This is a genomic window from Paenibacillus guangzhouensis, assembly GCF_009363075.1.
Classification (GTDB): domain Bacteria; phylum Bacillota; class Bacilli; order Paenibacillales; family Paenibacillaceae; genus Paenibacillus_K; species Paenibacillus_K guangzhouensis.
In genome coordinates, this window is sequence record NZ_CP045293.1 from 4799163 (window position 1) to 4820000 (window position 20838).

The 20838-nt window shown below is 47.0% G+C and carries 10 protein-coding genes, 12 tRNA genes and 2 rRNA genes (1 of these 24 cut by a window edge); all 24 read right to left on the minus strand.

The features are described from left to right. Positions 1-14: 14 nt before the first annotated feature. On the minus strand, positions 15-1715 hold the full coding sequence (locus GCU39_RS21505) for an extracellular solute-binding protein (RefSeq protein WP_193726577.1): 1701 nt from the start codon (positions 1713-1715) through the stop codon (positions 15-17). 329 nt (positions 1716-2044) lie between these two features. Further along, positions 2045-2905: a LysR family transcriptional regulator gene (locus GCU39_RS21510; RefSeq protein WP_152395385.1), complete on the minus strand. Its 861-nt coding sequence runs from the start codon at positions 2903-2905 to the stop codon at positions 2045-2047. After that, on the minus strand, positions 2890-3789 hold the full coding sequence (locus tag GCU39_RS21515) for a LysR family transcriptional regulator (RefSeq protein WP_152395386.1): 900 nt from the start codon (positions 3787-3789) through the stop codon (positions 2890-2892). Before GCU39_RS21515 ends, GCU39_RS21510 begins: the two co-directional genes overlap by 16 nt. Positions 3790-4776: 987 nt before the next feature. Beyond that, complete coding sequence (gene glmS, locus GCU39_RS21520; RefSeq protein ID WP_152395387.1) at positions 4777-6606, minus strand: glutamine--fructose-6-phosphate transaminase (isomerizing); 1830 nt, start codon at positions 6604-6606, stop codon at positions 4777-4779. Positions 6607-7200: 594 nt separating this feature from the next. After that, the gene (gene glmM, locus GCU39_RS21525) at positions 7201-8541 is read right to left on the minus strand and encodes a phosphoglucosamine mutase (RefSeq protein ID WP_152395388.1); all 1341 of its coding nucleotides are present in this window, start codon (positions 8539-8541) and stop codon (positions 7201-7203) included. A 40-nt stretch (positions 8542-8581) separates the two neighbouring features. Next, entirely contained in the window at positions 8582-9961 is a 1380-nt protein-coding gene (locus GCU39_RS21530; protein ID WP_152395389.1) for a CdaR family protein, read from the minus strand. Continuing rightward, positions 9954-10778: a diadenylate cyclase CdaA gene (cdaA, locus tag GCU39_RS21535; protein ID WP_152395390.1), complete on the minus strand. Its 825-nt coding sequence runs from the start codon at positions 10776-10778 to the stop codon at positions 9954-9956. Before cdaA ends, GCU39_RS21530 begins: the two co-directional genes overlap by 8 nt. A 141-nt stretch (positions 10779-10919) precedes the next feature. Further along, entirely contained in the window at positions 10920-11537 is a 618-nt protein-coding gene (locus GCU39_RS21540) for a zf-HC2 domain-containing protein (protein ID WP_152395391.1), read from the minus strand. Positions 11538-11701: 164 nt separating this feature from the next. Next, a complete protein-coding gene (gene sigW / locus GCU39_RS21545) occupies positions 11702-12259 on the minus strand; it encodes an RNA polymerase sigma factor SigW (RefSeq protein ID WP_321575647.1) in 558 nt (185 codons plus the stop codon). A gap of 156 nt (positions 12260-12415) precedes the next feature. After that, complete coding sequence (ppc, locus tag GCU39_RS21550) at positions 12416-15208, minus strand: phosphoenolpyruvate carboxylase (RefSeq protein ID WP_152395393.1); 2793 nt, start codon at positions 15206-15208, stop codon at positions 12416-12418. A 1130-nt stretch (positions 15209-16338) separates the two neighbouring features. Beyond that, positions 16339-16412: transfer RNA gene (locus GCU39_RS21555), tRNA-Gly, on the minus strand. Between the two features lie 7 nt (positions 16413-16419). Then, positions 16420-16496: transfer RNA gene (locus tag GCU39_RS21560), tRNA-Pro, on the minus strand. 6 nt (positions 16497-16502) lie between these two features. Continuing rightward, positions 16503-16579, minus strand: a tRNA-Arg gene (locus GCU39_RS21565). A gap of 14 nt (positions 16580-16593) precedes the next feature. Further along, positions 16594-16668 (minus strand) — tRNA-Gly (locus GCU39_RS21570). A 958-nt stretch (positions 16669-17626) separates the two neighbouring features. Beyond that, positions 17627-17709: transfer RNA gene (locus tag GCU39_RS21575), tRNA-Leu, on the minus strand. A gap of 14 nt (positions 17710-17723) precedes the next feature. Next, positions 17724-17799: transfer RNA gene (locus tag GCU39_RS21580), tRNA-Lys, on the minus strand. Positions 17800-17816: 17 nt separating this feature from the next. Beyond that, positions 17817-17891, minus strand: a tRNA-Gln gene (locus GCU39_RS21585). An 8-nt stretch (positions 17892-17899) separates the two neighbouring features. Next, positions 17900-17975: transfer RNA gene (locus GCU39_RS21590), tRNA-Thr, on the minus strand. Between the two features lie 17 nt (positions 17976-17992). Continuing rightward, a tRNA-Val gene (locus tag GCU39_RS21595) sits at positions 17993-18068 on the minus strand. A gap of 10 nt (positions 18069-18078) precedes the next feature. After that, positions 18079-18153, minus strand: a tRNA-Glu gene (locus GCU39_RS21600). 33 nt (positions 18154-18186) lie between these two features. Continuing rightward, positions 18187-18262: transfer RNA gene (locus tag GCU39_RS21605), tRNA-Thr, on the minus strand. A 5-nt stretch (positions 18263-18267) separates the two neighbouring features. Continuing rightward, positions 18268-18343 (minus strand) — tRNA-Asn (locus GCU39_RS21610). Positions 18344-18389: 46 nt separating this feature from the next. Further along, a 5S ribosomal RNA gene (rrf, locus tag GCU39_RS21615) occupies positions 18390-18506 on the minus strand. A gap of 55 nt (positions 18507-18561) precedes the next feature. After that, positions 18562-20838 (minus strand): 23S ribosomal RNA (locus GCU39_RS21620); it runs 652 nt beyond the window's last position.

Sequence of the window (20838 nt, forward strand, 5' to 3'; positions counted from 1 at the left end):
CTTCCTCTATAGGACTATTGATTGAGCGACGACTTCAGCTTCCGTATATTTCGTTCATAGGCTGCTTGGCGGCTAGCAAGGATGGCTTCATACTCAGGATCCTCGGTAGTGCTCTTCATGAACTCGGCGAACAGTCGATCGAATTCAGCATCCGACCCCGCCATCAACAGCTTCGGTAGCGTCTCGGCCCAGAGCCGTGTGTTTCTTTCTAACGCAATACCTTCCTTCGTCGTCGGGTCCGGATCCAGATTTTCGAACTCGGTCATACTGATCGTCTTTCCCCTCGTCCAATCGGCAATTTGTTTGGAAGGCTCTGCATCCATCCCCGTCATCCATGTTAGATTCATGTTCGTATCCATTAGCATCCAGTACATATAATCACCGCCATATTTGCTATCGAACGCTTTACGGTCGGTGTTGAGCAGATGCATGACCTCTGGCAGGAACTGATCTTTGCCGTCTATCGTATCGTAGGTAACGCCCTTCTCTCCTAAGAACAGATCCTTGTTTCCCTCTTGGCTGAGCAAATAGCTGAGGAAGGCGATTGCCCGCTTCTTATTCTTGACGTTCTTCGAAATGAGCGTCACCGTCCAACCGGAGACGCCATTTCCTGCAAGTGTTGGCGTATCATGCGCATCATTCGCCGGACCATCAATCGCGATATACACCTTGTTCGGGTCCTTCTGATACAACGCTTGGTTAATCTCTGAAAAATCAGACCACTGATACATCATGGCAAAATAGCGCCCTTGTGATATTTTTTCATCCTTTTCCAATCTTTTTTCATCAATATAGACATCTGTCGGCATCAGCCCGTCCTCATTCGCTTGGCGGAACACCTTCAGCCATTTCAGATAGGTTGGATCGCTTCGACGATCGTACAGTTTGCCGTTTTTCTGCTGCGGAATTGCTAGGAAATCCTGAAGATACGATTCCAGCGAGTAGTTGCCGGTTTCCGTAAATTCATGCAGGCCGATTGGAATGAGCGGCTGGCCGTCCACTTCCGGAAACTTCTCCTTCGCAGCCTTCAGCGCACCGAGAAACCCTTCCGGCGTACTCATATCCGGCTTCCCAAGTGCTTCATACATGTCTTTCCGAACAACAAAGGTCTGATTAGACGTAAAAAGCTGACCATATTTTCGATAATCCGCAGGGGATGAAGATGCATTCGGGTAGCTATATACATTGCCGTCAGCCTGTGTAAACCAGCTAAGCTTCACGGGGTCTGCGACTTTAAAGAAATAAGGATCATACTGATCCGCTAGCTCATTCAATGGAAGCACCATGTCTCCATTGATCATCTTCATCACGGAATCCTCATACCAGCCTAGCGTGATGAAATCAGGGAGCGACCTTGCTGCCATCATCGTGTTGAGCTTCTCGCTGGCTTCGCCAGCAGGCACGATAAAGTTCAAGCTGACGCCCGTCTTCTTCGTTATATAATCGGAAACGACGTTTCCTCCCCACTTGTTGGTGAACCAATCGAAGTTGATATACCAGTCAAACGTAATTGGTGTCGTGTCCAGCTTCCAGGCAGGCTCATCCGGAGAAGGCTTCGATTGAGAAGCATCTGCCTTCATGAGATTGGCGTTCGAGTTCGTATGATCCTTAGCAGTGCCATTGCTCGATGTGCCAGTGTTCCCAGAACAAGCTACTAACGTCCAACACATCAGCAGTGCTAGTAACAGCCTTACTGATTTACGCATTTTACCCATTCATAATTCTCCTTTGTCTGTGCAGTGGTGAACTTAATATCCTATTATTGTGATATACCTCCTAGCGTAAGTAGGCTTACGCTGTTTAGAAGCCTAGTATAAAGGTTAATGCAAAGAAGTGAAAGAGCTCGCACTCATATAATATGTAGGTCAGATTTCCTATGCCGACAACGCGAATAAGCGAGCACGACAAGGAAATTTCCCCGTCTTGACTCGCTTTTGTTAGCTATGATGTTCTAGTTATGATTCATAATCTCCAGCATCGTAAAACGCTTTTCCCAAATAACAAGTGCCCCTATCAGTACGATGTAGCCTGCCAACTTTTGTGATTATTCTAGAAAAAAATCGATACATTTCTGAATAGAAGGATTATTGTCATGATACTTTTTAAAAATAAGCTTGACCTCACGAATAGGCGTTGGACTTACGAGACGAATCATTTTCAATTGCTGGCCAGAAAAGTTTCCAATTAAAGAAGTAGGCAAAATAGCTACCCCCATCTTATGCAGTACCATAGCAAGAAGAATTGCCGTGGAATCTGACACAAACTTTGATTGCAAGGATTTGACGATTTTAGTGCTGAATGTATGAAGATGCCCAATTAAACTTATATCCCCAACAAATAAGGAAGATTCTAAATCTTCTAGCTCCTGAAAAGAAACAAAGGTTCGATCTGCCCATGGATGATCCGCATAAACGACCAATGCTTGTTCTTCTTTATACAGGTGCAGCATATGAATTTCTTTATTTGGTTTATAATTGTCAGTAATGCCAATATCGATACTACTATTCAATAATTGCTGTGATGTATTTTCTGCACTGACAAATTTTAATGTAATATCAGGATACTGTTCATTGAATTTCAAAAAACGGGGTACTAAACAAAAAAAGTCCATGGGCGAAATGCCTATCGAAAGTTTATTTGCCCGAGCATTGCGTAACTCGTAAGTTTCTTTCTTCGATTCTTCAATGAGCCTCATCACGGAAAGAGCTTTTTCGTAAAGTATTTCTCCGTCAGCTGTAATCTTTACCCCCCTACCAACTCTCTCAAACAAAGGAGTTCCAACCTCTACCTCTAGAAAGCGGATCTGTTGACTTAAAGTAGGTTGAGAAATCATTAAAACTTCTGCAGCCTTAGTAAAGCTTCCTTCTTTGCAAATTTGAATGAAACATTCTAGTTGCCTGAACATAAAAGATTCACCTCAACCTCTCTTACATATGAATCCATCTCTTGAATGAATATGCGTGCAGTGGGCCTCATCGTAACGGAATTAAGATATACAAGAGATATATCCCAACAAGGAATATGGCCTTCTAATTTGACAATACGCAAAGAATCGTCCCATAGGCTTTCGAGTAAAGACGTTGGTATAAGAGCTGCTCCAAGTCCTTGACGAACCCCATGAATCAATACTGAAGTGGAGGACGTTTCTATTATCGACTTCAAGGTAAAGCCACAAGAGAAACAATACATGTCAATTAATGATTTGTTTTGTTCTCGGAACATGATCGAATTCATTTGCTTCAAAGATCGAAAAGGAATCGAAGATCTTTCGGCCAAAGGATGTTCTGAGTGAATCAATAGCGCCATTTCTTGTCTGTACAAATAAGTCGAAATGACCGAAGCATCAGAAATCGGATATGCAGTGATTCCAATGTCTATCCTTTGTTCCAAAACTTTATTCTCGACATCCTCTGCATCGATAATTTTTAATAATATATTCGGGTACTTTTGGTGAAATCTCATAAAGTAAGGAGCAAGATATTCAAGTTCAGCAGGACAACATCCAATAGAAATTGTTTCTCTCGATTTATTGTTTCGGCCATTTATTTCATATCGCGCCTCCTCAAGAAGATGCATAATTGCGTTGCCCTTATTCAAGAGAATTTTTCCCGCTTCCGTTACTTCCACTCCCCTACTTACCCGATCGAACAATTGAATATTATATTCATCTTCCAAAACCCGCATTTGTTGACTCAGTGTAGGCTGAGTCACACCTAATTCCTCTTTGGCTTTAGTGAAGCTTCCTGATTTGCAAATTTGAATAAAATATTCAAGCTGGCGCAATTCCACAGTGTATCCCCCCTTAGTTAATCCAGATTAATAGGAAAGTGAAAACTTCCACCGGTTCATCGTCTGTCCGAACCGAGCGAAGCGGAGTGATGGAGGGAGGGCGGCGGTGTGCTGCACCACTCCATTCCCCTACCCCTATGCCCTTTGCTTACTTTCCCTAATCGTCTGAGATAGCAGTTCGTGAAGCTTGGCTATTCGTCGTTGTCATTTCGCAATTCATCAAAAAATTTGCCTTTCTAGCCTTTACTTTTCTTGGTTTTTCCCGTACTGAGTGTTCATCCACTGGTACTGAGTGTTCATCCACTGGTGGTGATGAGCGTGATCGTGATAATTACTGGACTGTGTAATCATTATATGAGAAACCCTATCATGTAATATATCCGCTAGATTTCAGGTGAAGGTTACTAGATTTTAGGGTTTGTGCGTTGGGATACTATGTGTGGTCTGAAAATATGAAGAGCCCGCTTCTCGATTTGCGGAGCTGGACCACTAGTATGTTGTGTTGTCCTGCATTTCCTCAGTACTATGAGCACCTGAAGTTAGGTTCAGCTTCCCATTGCTTTCTCTCGCCAGGCGTCTTTCATGACGCGGCAGGATGAAGTACAGATGTCCATTTAAAATAAAAAGGTTGTTCTGAGTATCAGAACAACCACCAAAAGAATATACAGTTACATTTATTCGTCTTCATAAAATTACTCATCATCAAATAACCAGTTAAGATCTATGTCATATCATATCTCTTTCTGAAAACCTGAAGAAATCCAACTTGGCTCTAGCCTTTCTGATCTTTTTTATCTTCTAACCTATTGAGTCCGACATAACGTTATCTCCTTAAAAAAAAGGACAACCAGTACTCCTCATCTGGTTGTCCTCTTGATTAATTTAAACAAATCTTTATTGTAATATAATCATACCGAAATATAACTTAAATGTTTAGAACAAAACTTAATTGTAATGAATCAGTAAACTCATCTATATGACAATCCACTACTCCACCGTAACACTCTTCGCCAAGTTCCGCGGCTTGTCGACATCGTTACCGCGCGCCAAGGACGCGTAGTACGAGATCAACTGCAGCGGGACAACCGATAATGCCGGCGTAAGCAGTGGATGTGTCGCAGGAATCGCATGAACCTCATCTACCGCTTTGCCTAGCGCTTTCGCTTCGTTCACATCGGCAAGGCCGAAGATCACGCCGCCGCGCGCTTTGACTTCCTTAATGTTGCTAACCGTCTTCTCCAGCAGTGCATTCTGTGTTGCAAGTGCAATCACAGGAATACCTTCCTCGATCAGTGCTAGCGTACCGTGCTTCAGCTCCCCAGCCGCGTAGGCTTCGGAGTGAATATAGGAGATCTCCTTCAGCTTCAAGGATCCTTCCTGCGCCACCGCATAATCGACGCCACGACCGATGAAGAACAAATGCTCATGCACTGAGATAGCCTCCGCATATCCACGCAGGGCATCCGTATTCGCTAACATTTGCTCTACCTGCTCTGGCAGAGCAAGCATCGCAGCCACAATGCCTCGCACCCAAGCCGTCTCTTGTGTCGACAGCGTTTGAGCTAGATACATTCCGAGCAGGAAGAACGCAATCAATTGCGACGAATACGCCTTCGTCGACGCGACAGCAATCTCAGGACCAGCCATCGTCAGCATGACGCTGTCTGCTTCGCGCGCCACAGAGCTGCCGACCACGTTCGTGATCGCGAGCACGTGCGCTCCATTCGCCTTCGCTTCGCGAAGCGCAGCGAGGGTATCCGCCGTCTCACCCGATTGGCTGACGACAATGACGAGCGTCTCTGGCGTAATCAATGGTGAACGATAGCGGTATTCCGAAGCCACTTCCACTTCCACCGGAATCCGTGCACTCGTCTCAATGACCGTTTTGCCGACAAGACCTGCATGGTACGCGGTACCACATGCTACGATATGAACCTTGCGAATGTTCGCCAGGTCAGCCGCCGACAGCTTCAGTTCAGGTAATGACACCGTTAGATCCGAGCCGACACGTCCGCGCATCGTATCACGGTACGCTTTTGGCTGCTCATAGATTTCCTTGAGCATGAAATGATCAAATCCGGCTTTTTCCGCTGTCACCGCGTCCCAATCGACATGGATCATTTCCCGAGAAATAAAGTTCCCCTCGATTGTCATCAATTCGACAGTGTCTTTTGTCAGTACAGCCATTTCGCCGTCGTTCAAGATGAACACATTGCGCGTATGCTCGAGAATCGCCGGAATATCCGATCCGATGAAATGCTCACCTTCCCCGATCCCAATGATCAGTGGACTTGCATTCCGAACCGCAACCAAGCGATCCGGTTCTAATTCCGTCAATACCCCTAAGGCGTATGCCCCGCGTAGATGCTTAATCGCCTTCTGAACCGCACGAACGATATCTCCGTCATATTCACGTGCGACCAGATGGGAAATAACCTCCGTATCCGTCTCCGACACGAATGTTACGCCGCTTGCGATCAGCTCTTCTTTTAAATCCGTATAGTTCTCAATAATGCCGTTGTGTACGACCGAGAACTTCATCGTCATATCGGTATGCGGGTGCGAATTCACATCTGATGGTTTGCCGTGTGTTGCCCATCTTGTATGTCCGATGCCTACTGTCCCGACCAAAGGCGCTCCGTCCAATTGTGATTCGAGCACCGCCAACCGCCCTTTGGCTTTCTTCACTTGCAGACCCGCTTCGGTATACATCGCAATCCCTGCTGAATCGTATCCACGATATTCCAGCTTCTTCAGACCTTCCACCAAAATCGATTGCGCATCGCGCTTCCCAATATAACCAACAATTCCACACATAATTTCGTAACCTCCGATTAATGGGATGTGCATCACATCCTGAGGAAGCTACCAATCACGCGTCTAACCGCAGCCTATTCAATTGTCCAAAGAACATACGACTCTCTTCTTTCCTACCACCTGCAACCCTGCATGCGACATGAATGCGGCTGCGGTCTCATCCGACCGGCACTTCCTGAAGTGCAATACACATCCATGATTTTTTTGTACAAAAATAACTCAAATATAATAGCCCTACCGCCACGCGGATCAGGATAAGTTCAATATCTATGAAGCATCTTGCTGAATTCGTTGTCCGAGCCGTTGCCAACCCGTTTTCCGATTCAACTCTACGGTATGATGCGATACCGGAAGGTCCCCGCCGAATGTTTCGAACACCTTCACCTCGTCAGCTCACCCAGCACTACTTGCTCCGTCCTGTGCGGTTAAGCTCTGGCGCTTATGTTGCAGTCCAACCTCTACCCTGCCTCTCCTTCTGAAATCATACTTGCTATTATATACAGCCGTGCATCATTTGGCAACTCGTCAGTGACGTAACCTACAAAAAGGACCCTTCTGCACATCCTGTCGAATGCCAAAAGGGTCCTGCTATCACTAACTAAGCGCTTCTCTTACGGTATCTGCAATATGAGCCACATAAGACTCTAGCTGGTCCTTATCCGGGCCTTCCGCCATGACACGAATCAAGGATTCCGTGCCGGATGGACGCACCAAGACACGACCATTGTCGCCGAGCTCATTTTCAACCTTTTCTATCGCTGCTTCAATCGCCTTGTTCCCAGGGTACTTGCTCTTGTCTTCGACACGAACATTGACCAGCACCTGAGGGTACTTGCGCATCATGGACTTCAATTCACTAAGCGATTTGCCGGATTGGATCAAGGTCTCCACGAGCTGGACACCCGTGAGAATGCCGTCGCCTGTCGTATTGTAGTCGAGGAAAATAACATGGCCCGACTGCTCCCCGCCAAGGTTAAATCCGCCGCGACGCATTTCTTCCATCACATAACGGTCGCCTACGGCTGTGCGAGCTGTCTTAAGACCAAGTTTGTCAGTTGCTTTGAAGAAGCCAATATTACTCATTACCGTCGTAACGACTGTACCTTCATTTAGCTTGCCTTCACGATTCATGCGATCGCCGCAAATGCATAGAATGTAGTCGCCGTCGACTTCTTCACCCTTCTCATCAATCGCAATCAATCGATCTGCGTCCCCATCGAACGCCAATCCGAGATGTGCGCCGTGCTTCATGACTTCGATTTTCAACTGCTCTGGATGTGTAGAACCGCAATGATCGTTAATGTTAAGACCATTTGGCTCTGCTCCGATTGTAATGACTTCAGCGCCTAGTTCACGGAACAGTTTCGGCGCGAGCTCATAAGCCGCACCATGCGCACAGTCGAGTACGATTTTAATTCCGTTGAATGGCGTTGTCACCGTCGAAGCAAGGAACTTCGTATATTGGAACTTCGCTTCGTCATCCACGGTTACGGATCCAAGATCCTTCCCAACCGGACGAGGCAATTCATCAACTTCAGCATCCATCAGACGCTCAATTTCAAGCTCCGTCTCATCGAACAATTTGTACCCGTCTCCGCCAAAAAATTTAATGCCGTTATCTTCGACAGGATTATGCGATGCGGAGATCATCACCCCTGCATCTGCACCAAGAATGCGTGTCAAATACGCAACTGCAGGCGTCGATACCACCCCAATGCGCACAACATGTGCACCGATGGACAACAATCCAGCAACAAGCGCAGACTCGAGCATCTGCCCAGAGACACGCGTATCCATTCCGATAATGACTGTTGGCTTCTCTGCTTGACGCGTTAAGACATATCCTCCGCAGCGGCCAATTTTATAAGCTAATTCAGCTGTTAACTCTTGATTGGCAACGCCTCTAACCCCATCTGTACCAAAATATTTCCCCATTCTTGCGACCTCTCTCTAACGTTATTATCCCATTGTACGCTCATTCTCTCTGCTCGGTTCCGCTCGTATCCCCTGGCGTCGTCTCTTCTGTTCCAGGTTCAATCGTTCCGTTCTCTGGCGTATCGGTTGGTTTTCCATCCACCGGTTGATCAGTTTTTATCTCAGGTTCCGTCTTCGTCGTCGGAGTTGCTTTCTTATCTTCAATGAGCACCTTGACGTAGATGGTCCCTGGATCAACTCGACGAATGAAATTCGGTAAGTTCACTTGCAGGGCGACTTGATGCGTGCCTGGAGGCAGATCGCTCAAATTCGCTATCACCTGCACATCCCCCGCTTTAAGACTATTCACAACATCTGGAGCACCTTCAACTGTAATCGACATCGATTTGCTTGCTGGTTCTTCAATCGACGCCTTCAATTGGTCGCTTGCTCCGGTTAACGTAATCGGCAGCTTATCGAGCACACGCTGAACAGCAGGCACGATCGTTATATCAAAGTTTACACTGTTTGGCTCGATTTTTTCAACCTTTCCAAGAACTGGCAAAGGCATCGTTAATTTCGTCGACTCTTTGAACTGACTTAGATCAATCTGGATCGAGTCATAGAAATCAATGCTGTCGAGCACGTCTTGCGGTCCATAGATGGCAACTTGGTTCGTGCTTGGTGTGAAGGAGGAGATCGCAAGCCCTTCCGGTAGTTGGCCGATAAAGTTGATTTGTAACGGCACCGTCTTGAACGGCTTCGTAATTGGCACTTCCACTTCAACGACTGGCGGTGTAATAATGGCCGATTTCATCTCATGCCCCGTCTTGTCATAAGCCGTCAATTTTACCCGCTTCTGCTTCACCGATTTCTGCTCACCATCAATCGGCAGCGTTGCAGATACAGAATGAATATCTTTCATTTGGCTGGCTGGCAGCGTCACGTGAACACGATTCGTTGGCGAGATAATCGGTTGTCCCACCGTATATCCCTTCGCTGGCGTGCCTGTCGTCTTAATGCTGACATCCATTTCCTTCGTTTGCATTTCCTCGATTTCCACCGTTACCCTTGAAGGCACCATGGAGACTAATTGTATTCCTTTGGGCATCTCGTAGGTTAGATCAATATCATGCTTCCCTTCGCCTAGACCGGTTAAATCCAGGCTTACACGGTAATCCTCGGGCATCGCAGAAGTCAACGCAGACGTCTGGCCACGCACCTGAATGCGTACCACCTCTGGCGTCATTTGCTTCAGAATGTACCGACTTTGATCCAGCCCTACCGTCTGAATTCGGACATCATCAATTACCTTGACATCGACAAGGGAAGACACCTGATTCGGTGATCGGTCATCCATATGTACAATCGCCCATAATAAAATTCCTAATAACAACGCAATCACTTTCGAAATATTCGCATTATTTAGCCACTTATCCATTGTTGCCTCCTTTCCGCTTCCAGAAAGGGGTCTTCTCGGACATCTTCGGCTTCGGTGCTAGTTCCGAATGGAGCTTCGAGATGAGCGACTCCTCTTTGATATCACGCACAACGAGTCCATTAATAGCCAGTGAGACTTGTCCCGTCTCCTCGGAAACGACAACAGAGATCGCGTCGGTCACTTCACTGACACCAATCGCCGCCCTGTGGCGCGTACCCAGCTCTTTGCTGATAAATGGGTTCTCGGATAATGGTAAATAGCATGCTGCTGCAGCAATCTGACTTCCACGAAGAATCACTGCTCCATCATGCAGCGGTGTATTCGGGATGAATATGTTAATGAGCAGCTCCGAGCTGATACGAGAATCCATCTTAATGCCTGATTCCGTGTATTCATTCAATCCCGTATCCCGTTCGAAGACGATTAGTGCGCCGATCTTTCGTTTCGCGAGATAGTTCACACACTTAATTACTTCATTAACCGTAATACTGACATCCATCTCTTGAATGGACGAGCTGCGGAATAACTTCCCCCGCCCCAACTGTTCCAGCGCACGACGAAGCTCCGGCTGAAAAATGATCAGCACCGACACGACACCGAAGGTGAACATTTGGTTCATGAGCCATTTGAGGGTATAGAGATTAAACCACGTACTAATCCCCCAGGTCAGCACAAGCACGAAGATCCCTTTCAGGAGCTGCACTGCGCGCGTACCGCGAACCAACTGCATAAGCTTGTAAATAATATAACTTACGATAAGTATATCGATAATATCTTTAATGGAATCTTTCCACGTAAGGTTCGTAAAATAATCCATGCTGTACCCCCGACGATAACCTGTTCTGTACCTATATCTATAGGTTATAACTATATCCTTTTCGTTGCAAGTTTGATTCATTCTTAATCGTGTGTCAAAATAAAAAAACCTCTCTTCAGAACAAAGAGAGGTTGGCTGCAATTACCTATACGAAACTTCCGAGAACAGATGCGTGATCCTATACCACAACCAGCTCATGGCCTCGTCGATTTTCGTTACTTGACCTGAAATATGGGCCGTTGAAGCCAAATTCATCGATCCGTCGATTACGGTAAGATTGCCGTTCACCTCGCCATAGACTTCCGCCTGGCCGTTCTGTACGGTTAGATCCCCCGCTACGCTAAGACCTTTAGGCACAATCACCTTATCTCCTTCGATAATCAGCTTATCAAGATCGGGTCCCTTCACCATTAAGTCTCGATCCTGATTCCAGAAACTTAATGCACTAATGAACATGACCATAAAGAACATCGCTGCCACGGTAATCGCGGGGTGATTCTTCACCCACTGCAGCCATACGCGCTGCTTCGCTTTCTTCGGCAGGGATGCCATGATATTCGCTGTGACAAAACCCGATATCGGCTCTAAATGCTGTGTCTTCGTACCGAACAGCATCAGTTCTGTACGCTCTAACTGATCATAATGCTCCTTACACGTAGGGCAAATCGCAAAATGCTCTTTTAACAGCAATATTTGATCGGGTGCCAGCTCATTATCCAAATAGTCATGCATTAAAGAGTGGGCATGCTTGCAATCCATAGGAGCCATCCTTTCACATCATTATGCTCAGTATACCGATACTGTAAAATACGTACTGGCTTTAAATATGTTTCAAAAAATTAATCTGTTTTATATTTCCATTTATGTGAACGATGCACTTAACGCCTCAACTGTTTTCTATGTCCATGTTCTAGTAAACAATCTTATAATTTCCGTTCCAGCTTCTTCCGTAAATATTCCCGGCCGCGGTGGACCCGTGTCTTAATCGTCGTTACAGGCATGTCCAATACATCACTAATCTCCTGCAGCGATAAATCCTGTAAATATCGAAGTACCATGACCGTCTTATACTTTGCAGGCAGACTCTCAATCGCTTGACGAATCAACTGCTGTGTCTCCGATAGGAGGAGCTCACTCTCCGGTGTCCGATCATCGCTCGGAAGAATAGAATATCCATCCACACCCTCTTGGTCGTTCATCTCCGCATCCAAGGAATAGGTTGGTTTCCGTTTGCGCAACCGATCGATACATAAATTCGTGCCGATCCGGTAAATCCATGTTGAGAACTTCTGATTCTCATCGTAACGATCTAAATTTTTGTACACCCTTAAGAACGTATCCTGAACGACATCTTCTGCTTCATGTCGATTGTTCAGCATACGATAAGCGAGGTGAAATATCTTATCTTTATAGAGCTCAACGATTTCAGCAAATGCCCGCTGATCACCTTTTCGCGCCAGCAGAGCGAGTCTTGTTTCCAGAGTAAACCCCTCACTTCCACATACTAACCCAAGCAATATAATAAATGGTAATCGACACCAATCGAAATTGCAAGGTTATTCGTCAACCTTCTTTCCATAGGAAAACCGAGCGCCATCCTAAGATTTCTTGGCGCTCGGTTACATAAGAAAAGAGGATCAACCTGTGTTCCGCAAGCCCGCTGCAATGCCGTTAATTGTTAACAACACTTCACGCAAGAGCTCCGGATCATCTTCCCCTTGATCGCGTAGTGTACGCAGCTCCGTAAGCAATTGAACCTGCAAGTAGCTGAGCGGATCGACATACGGATTACGTAAGCGAATCGATTCTTGGATGACCCGAGAATTATCCAGAATCTCTTGCTGTCCAGTAATCTTCAAGATCAGCGATGATGTAAGATGGAACTCTTCTTCAATAGAAGAGAAGATCCGATCACGAATGACGTCATCACTAATCATGCCTGCGTATTCTTTCGCGATAATTAAGTCGGCTTTGGCTAGCGCCATCTGCAATCCGTCAATGAGGGAGCGGAAGAATGGGAACTGCTCATACATTTGACGCAGCGTATCCATATTCTCTTCTTTGTCTTGATAGAAACTCTGTATACCTGTACCCGCCGCATACCATGCAGGCATCAAGTAACGGCTCTGCGTCCATGCGAATACCCAAGGTATTGCACGAAGATCCTCGAACCGGTCGCTGTTCTTCCGCTTGGAAGGACGGGAACCGATATTTAACTCGCCAACCTCTGGAAGTGGCGTCGACTCTTTGAAGAACGTTAAGAAGTCTGCGTCACGGAAAATAAGATCTTGATATTTCGTAAGCGAACGTTCCGACATATCCCGTACAATGTCTTCCCAATCCTGCTCATGTTCTTCCTTCTCTTCACGACGTGCGCATAGGGCAGCTGTAATCAGTGCTGAAGTTGCTTGCTCTAGACTGCGGTAAGCAATCCCCTTCATGGAATAACGGGAAGACAATACCTCGCCTTGCTCCGTAATCTTAATACCCGCTCCAATTGTATGAGGCGGCTGTGCCATAATACTACGGTTCAGCGGCATTCCACCACGACCGAGCGATCCACCGCGTCCATGGAAGAATTTCAGCTTCACGCCGTATGCACTCGCTGCTGCTGTGATCTCTTTAAGCGCAACGCGTAGTTCCCAGTTAGCCGTAACCACGCCGCCGTCTTTATTACTATCCGAGTAACCGAGCATGATCTCATGCTGGTTGTTCATCGCCTTTACAGCCTCACGATAAATCGGGAGGTTGAACAGTGTCTTCATAATTTCTGGCGCAGCGTGCAAATCATCGATGGTCTCGAACAATGGAACCGCCTGAATCGTACAACGGAGGTCACCGTTCTTAAATTTCTTGAACAGACCTACTTCCTTCGCGAATACCATGACCTCGAGCATGTCGCTCGCACCTTGTGTCATACTAATCAAATAACTCGAAATACAGTTCACACCGAATTCGTTCTGTGCTTTGTAGATGGTACGATACACATCAAGACATTCGTTCGTCGATTCACTGTATTTGATATGAATGGATGTTAGTGGTCGCGGATCGTTCAATACGCGATTTAGAAGATCAATTTTCTCTTCTTCTGTCAGAGCGCTGTAATCCTCTACGATCTGCATATGGGACAAGATCTCGGTCATTGCATTCTCATGCTCTTGGCTATGCTGACGAATATCTAGCGTCGACATATGGAAACCAAACAACTCGATCTGACGTATTAACTTACGAATATGCGTATCCGCTACAAAATCTGCATAGTGGTAACGGAGACTGCGGTCGATAATCATGAGCTCTTGGATGAACTCTTGTGGCGAATTGTAACGAAGCGGTGTACCTTTCGTCGATTCGTCCAGAATGTTCGATAGCTTCTCCAGCATGAAGGATAATTTCACGCGGTATGGCTCTTTTTCGTTGTGCCAGAACTCAAGACGCTTCACTTCGATCAGTTCACGGTCTACTTCAATCGAAGCTTTGAGTTCTTCGGATACTTCAATGACACCTACACTAAAGGACATCGTGCGAAGCAATTCCTTCAGAACCTGTTCATATTTAAACAAGGCCATTTGGCGATGCATCTTCAGTGTCTCCCATGTGACATCGGAAGTCACTGATGGGTTCCCGTCACGGTCGCCACCGATCCATGAGCCAAATCGCAAATATGTCGGTACATGCCACTGGTGGGCTGGATAGTATTTCGTTAAGCAGCGTTCCAGTTCTTGATATACCTCTGGCAACACATCGAACAACGTCTCATGGAAGTAATATAGTCCGTTACGCACTTCGTCGAGTACGGTCGGTTTACGGTCGCGAAGCTCATCCGTCTGCCATAGTGTTAACACTTCATTCAGCAGCTTCTCACGTAATTGCTCACGCTCACGGAACGTCAGATTCGGATTATCGAGCTCCATCACGTCTTCAGAAATCCGTTTGTGGATATCCAAGATGGCACGTCGCATCGCTTCCGTCGGATGGGCCGTCATGACAAGCTCTAATGAAATCCCAGCAATAATCTCTTGAACTTCTTCGTAGGAGATTTTATCTTCCTTCAGTTCAAGAACGACACTCTCAATCGAACCTGGTTGAATCGCTTCACCAGCTGAACGCTCGTAATCCCGTTTGCGGCGAATGCGATGATTCTGTTCAGCAATGTTCACCAGCTGGAAGTAAATCGCAAACGCACGAATGACCTGATGCCGAATCTCCGGATCAAGCGACATAATAACTCGTTTGAACTCATCGTACAATTCGGGGATAAATCCCGCGCGCAATGATTTGCTCAGTTCCCGGACTTTCTCTACTATATTAAGAAGTTCGTTCCCACCTTGGTGGACGAGCACTTCACCCAGTATGTTCCCAAGGAAACGCACATCACGACGAAGCAAGTTATTTGAGTTTGCTTTCCCCACGATCAATGTAGTCTCTGTCATCGTTATCCCCCTATCCATCTCTATATTTCCATACAAAAAATTTTCTTTCTAAACATAATACTATAAATCGACACGAAAATCTTTACTTTTATTATAAAATACAGGATTAATATTCATGTATTTATGCAGCGAATCATTTCCAATCCACTGCATCTAAGCTTAAGCCCTCGCTAAGGGGGCTGTCCTTCGATGCTTAGGTTTTGCATGGATATCCTTGTAAACCGATTTCTTTTTAATCAACTATTAGGAACCCAGTCATGATAACCAATTCGGAATTTCGCCTGCCCATAAATGCATCGGTTAACATATTGGACTACAGGACTGACGAACATACTTCCATCCCCTACACAACTTAAACTCCCCTTCTATTATGCATTTTCCATTGGATAAGATCACACTAATAAAATACGAAAAACAGAATATATATGCACAAATGTTCCGAATTTCAAATCATTTCCTTTCAAATATTTTCAAGTTATTTTGAATTTACACTTATGGCTAAGCAAAAAGATTGGCCCATTTATGCCTATGCATCATAAATATATAAGACACACAGTCGCTACATAAAACAAACAGCCACCCTATTGGTGGCTGTTTGTTTATTCTGGAGCTTGGGATGGAATACTTCCTCAATCTCGCCGCCCAATTATCATTGGGCATCTCGTCCAACCCTCGGGACGCTCGCCCTGACTCACTCGTGTATCCTCACGATTTCGCCTAAGGGCTGTACTCAACATAAACGATCATCAGCAAGTTCGTTCGATTGTATAGGTGTTGACGCTCGTGCGGTCTCGTTCGTGCTACAGGCACGAACTTAACTAACGCACGGTCGAGCCCTCCACGTGGGTTCACTTCCCACACAACCGCTACATACAAAAACCTCGATCATTTCGATCGAGGTTGGTTATTTGTATCTGGGGAGCGGGTGATGGGAATACTCCTCCTGAACTCGTCACCCTCGCTTCCCTCGGCTGCCTCGAGTTGCTTCCGGACGCTCGTACGGGCTCGTTCGTGCCTGTGGCACGAATTCACTTAACGTACGGTCGAACCCATTCCCGTGGGTTCTCTTCCCACACAACCGCTACATACAAAAACCTCGATCATTTCGATCGAGGTTGGTTATTTGTATCTGGAGCGGGTGATGGGAATCGAACCCACGCTATTAGCTTGGAAGGCTAAAGTTCTACCATTGAACTACACCCGCAAATAAATGGTCGGGATGACACGATTTGAACATGCGACCCCCTGGTCCCAAACCAGGTGCTCTACCAAGCTGAGCTACATCCCGAGAAAATGGCGCGCCCTAAGAGATTCGAACTCCTGACCTTTTGATTCGTAGTCAAACACTCTATCCAGCTGAGCTAAGGGCGCATATGAAGTTATAATGGAGCGGACGACGGGAATCGAACCCGCGACCCTCGCCTTGGCAAGGCGATGCTCTACCGCTGAGCCACGTCCGCACATGTGATATATAAGGCTTGTACCACTTCGCTGTGTTTCATCAGCGACAAGTAATAATATATCAAAAAACAAAGATGATTGCAAGTGTTTTTACAAAAAAAATTTAAAGCCCACTTCGGAATGTCACTACAACTCAATTTAACCCTGTCCTTACATGAGATATGGAATTAAATGCAATGAATAAGATCCCTATTACATGACAATAAAATCGACAAGGGTAAAAGCAACTTAATAACTTGTTAGAGCACATTTGGGTGCCAGACAAATCAAATTGGTATTGAACGACATACCGAGACAACACAAACGTATGAACAGGATATAACATATGCTAAAGCCTGCCAATCCACAACGATTAGAATGCATCTCATGCTGAACGTTCACAAAGGATGTCTTAAGGTGTCGATTCCCATACAGAGAATATATGATGCATGCTGACGGGAGTGCGTCTCATACATGGGGATCCAGTCTATCCTCTTGGGTAAACTCACACGCAGCATGATTCCAGAGCATTGCAATTGTAGACACGTTACATGCATACGGTTTTCTGACATCTGCTATAGGGATATATTCGCACGTAGAAGGCATTTATACTTATATCCCAATCTTTAGAGCCGCCCCATGTGGAAACGGATTCTGAGTCAATCTAATAAGCCTAGGAAAGTACAGATAGAACGCCCTGTCATCCATCCGAATCGGAACCAAGCGTGTCCATGTCATAATCGGATGAAAGAAGTGGACGGCGTACCTACTGGACCAGTCTGTTTAAGCTGCTTATTCCCGATGGTCGCACCTGACAATTTGTTGATTATTGTTAGACAATGATCGCTGTATCGCCATATTCCGCCGCAGGATTCTTCACGACAATCACCAGGATATCGTGTAATTAAAATAAACTTCATCCCCGAACATGCAAAAAATCCTGTAGAAATGATCTACAGGATTTCACTTTTGTTGGTATGGTGCGCGTAGAGGGACTTGAACCCCCACGGTCGCCCGCTAGATCCTAAGTCTAGTGCGTCTGCCAATTCCGCCATACGCGCACGTGAGATAAAACTGGTGAGCCATGAAGGACTCGAACCTTCGACACCCTGATTAAAAGTCAGGTGCTCTACCAACTGAGCTAATGGCTCTCATATGAGAGTAAAGATGGCTGGGGATCAAGGATTCGAACCTTGGAATGACGGAGTCAAAGTCCGTTGCCTTACCGCTTGGCTAATCCCCAATAAAACATGGTGCCGTCGAGAGGACTTGAACCCCCAACCTACTGATTACAAGTCAGTTGCTCTACCAGTTGAGCTACAACGGCATATAAGATGATAATGATGGTGGAGGCTAACGGGATCGAACCGCTGACCCTCTGCTTGTAAGGCAGATGCTCTCCCAGCTGAGCTAAGCCTCCGAATTACTAATGGTGACCCGTAGGGGATTCGAACCCCTGTTACCTCCGTGAAAGGGAGGTGTCTTAACCCCTTGACCAACGGGCCATAAAACTTTGATGCTTGTACATAGGTGCTACATGGAGCTCTCAACCGGGATCGAACCGGTGACCTCATCCTTACCATGGATGCACTCTACCTACTGAGCTATGAGAGCAAAAGTGGCTCCCCGAACAGGACTCGAACCTGTGACAACTCGATTAACAGTCGAGTGCTCTACCAACTGAGCTATCAGGGAATAGAGTGTTCTAACGGTATTTTGCAACCGTTAGAATTAACTACACGCTTGGCATCGTCCTACTCTCCCAGGACCCTGCGGTCCAAGTACCATCGGCGCTAGAGGGCTTAACGGTCGTGTTCGGGATGGGTACGCGTGGAACCCCTCCGCCATCGACACCAAACGTTACAGAGTTTGATCTCTGAAAACTAGATACGAGATAATTTGCGTTTTATGTTTAGGATAAGCCCTCGACCGATTAGTATTGGTCAGCTCCACACATTGCTGTGCTTCCACCTCCAACCTATCAACCTCGTCGTCTTCAAGGGGTCTTACTAATTGGGAAATCTCATCTTGAGGGGGGCTTCACGCTTAGATGCTTTCAGCGCTTATCCCGTCCGTACTTGGCTACCCAGCGGTGCTCCTGGCGGAACAACTGGTACACCAGCGGTACGTCCATCCCGGTCCTCTCGTACTAAGGACAGCTCCTCTCAAATTTCCTACGCCCACGACAGATAGGGACCGAACTGTCTCACGACGTTCTGAACCCAGCTCGCGTACCGCTTTAATGGGCGAACAGCCCAACCCTTGGGACCTACTTCAGCCCCAGGATGCGATGAGCCGACATCGAGGTGCCAAACCTCCCCGTCGATGTGGACTCTTGGGGGAGATAAGCCTGTTATCCCCAGGGTAGCTTTTATCCGTTGAGCGATGGCCCTTCCATGCGGTACCACCGGATCACTAAGCCCGACTTTCGTCCCTGCTCGACCTGTATGTCTCGCAGTCAAGCTCCCTTATGCCTTTGCACTCTTCGAATGATTTCCAACCATTCTGAGGGAACCTTGGGGCGCCTCCGTTACTCTTTAGGAGGCGACCGCCCCAGTCAAACTGCCCACCTGACACTGTCCCCGAACCGGATCACGGTCCTAGGTTAGAACTCCGATACGATCAGGGTGGTATCCCAACGGCGCCTCCACCTAAGCTGGCGCTCAGGCTTCTTAGGCTCCCACCTATCCTGTACAGATCGTACCAAAGTCCAATATCAAGCTGCAGTAAAGCTCCATGGGGTCTTTCCGTCTTGTCGCGGGTAACCTGCATCTTCACAGGTATTAAAATTTCACCGGATCTCTCGTTGAGACAGCGCCCAAGTCGTTACGCCATTCGTGCGGGTCAGAATTTACCTGACAAGGAATTTCGCTACCTTAGGACCGTTATAGTTACGGCCGCCGTTTACTGGGGCTTCGGTTCACAGCTTCGGGATTGCTCCCTAACCACTCCCCTTAACCTTCCAGCACCGGGCAGGCGTCAGCCCGTATACTTCGCCTTACGGCTTCGCACAGACCTGTGTTTTTGCTAAACAGTCGCTTGGGCCTTTTCACTGCGGCCCCCTCGTGCTATTCACACTACCGGGGCACCCCTTCTCCCGAAGTTACGGGGTCATTTTGCCGAGTTCCTTAACGAGAGTTCTTCCGCGCGCCTTAGAATTCTCTTCTCGCCTACCTGTGTCGGTTTGCGGTACGGGCACCATCACCTGGCTAGAGGCTTTTCTTGGCAGTGTGAGATCATGACCTTCGGTACTATAATTTTCCCTCCCCATCACAGCCCAGCCTTACGATGTGCGGATTTGCCTACACATCAGCCTCACTGCTTGGACGAGCATCCATCAGCTCGCGTCACTACCCTACTGCGTCACCCCATCGCTCATAACGGCTTACGGTGGTACAGGAATTTCAACCTGTTGTCCTTCGACTACGCCTTTCGGCCTCGCCTTAGGTCCCGACTTACCCTGAGCGGACGAACCTTCCTCAGGAACCCTTAGGCTTTCGGCGGACAAGATTCTCACTTGTCTTTTCGTTACTCATACCGGCATTCTCACTTGTATGCTGTCCAGCGCTCCTTACGGTACACCTTCAACCTACATACAACGCTCCCCTACCCCTGCAACATAGTTGCAAGCCATAGCTTCGGTGGTGTGTTTAGCCCCGTTACATTTTCGGCGCAGAGTCACTCGACCAGTGAGCTATTACGCACTCTTTAAATGATGGCTGCTTCTAAGCCAACATCCTGGTTGTCTGTGCAACTCCACATCCTTTCCCACTTAACACACACTTGGGGACCTTAGCTGATGGTCTGGGCTGTTTCCCTTTTGACAATGGATCTTAGCACTCACTGTCTGACTCCCGGTTATAAGTCTATGGCATTCGGAGTTTGACTGAGCTTGGTAACCCTTGGCGGGCCCCGCACCCAATCAGTGCTCTACCTCCACGACTCTTGACACCGAGGCTAGCCCTAAAGCTATTTCGGGGAGAACCAGCTATCTCCGAGTTCGATTGGAATTTCTCCGCTACCCCCACCTCATCCCCGCATTTTTCAACATGCGTGGGTTCGGGCCTCCAGTGCGTGTTACCGCACCTTCACCCTGGACAGGGGTAGATCACACGGTTTCGGGTCTACGTCCACGTACTATGTCGCCCTATTCAGACTCGCTTTCGCTGCGGCTACGGCTCTTCACCTTA